Origin of the sequence: Kitasatospora phosalacinea, assembly GCF_030268885.1 — a bacterium.
GTDB classification, from domain to species: domain Bacteria; phylum Actinomycetota; class Actinomycetes; order Streptomycetales; family Streptomycetaceae; genus Kitasatospora; species Kitasatospora phosalacinea_C.
In genome coordinates this window covers 1-570 of sequence record NZ_BSSA01000103.1, presented here as the reverse complement: position 1 = coordinate 570, position 570 = coordinate 1, and the positions used below count along the sequence as shown (strand labels likewise).

Here is a 570-nt window from a genome sequence, read left to right as displayed (position 1 = left end):
CGCCTGACAGTGAGGATGTGACGTGGTGCTGTTGCCGGCGGGTCTGACCCTCCGCCTGACTGACGTTCTGACTGTCCTGTTTGGGATTTGTCGGCCCGCCGGGCATCACCACGCACGCGGCCGGACGGGCGTTTGTGACTTCATAGGAGCTTGTCGCAGAAGCCCCGTCACTGTCTTGTCCACCCGCCCGACCGGCGCGTGCCGCCCTCGGAACGGACTCGCAAGGACGGACACGACAAGCATGACGTATGACGCTCGGGAGATCACCGGCGGAGTCGACACCCACGGCCTCACCCACCACGCAGCCGTGGTCGACCCGCTCGGCCGACACCTCGCGGACTGCGAGTTCCCCGCCACCATCCGCGGCTACCGGGACCTGCTGGGCTGGATGCGCTCGCACGGCACACTAGCCGCAGTCGGCGTGGAGGGCACCGGCGCCTACGGAGCCGAACTCGCCCGGGTGCTGACCGCGGCCGGGGTCACCGTCGTCGACGTCGACCGGCCGGACCGCAAGACGCGCCGGATGAAGGGCAAGTCCGACCCGATCGACGCCTACGCCGCCGCGACCGC

General features: G+C 69.6%; 1 protein-coding gene. It reads left to right on the top strand.

Annotated features, from left to right (window positions below):
• Positions 1–241 precede the first annotated feature (241 nt).
• On the top strand, positions 242–570 hold a 329-nt coding region (locus QSK52_RS39130), incomplete at its 3' end, for an IS110 family transposase (RefSeq protein WP_285741044.1).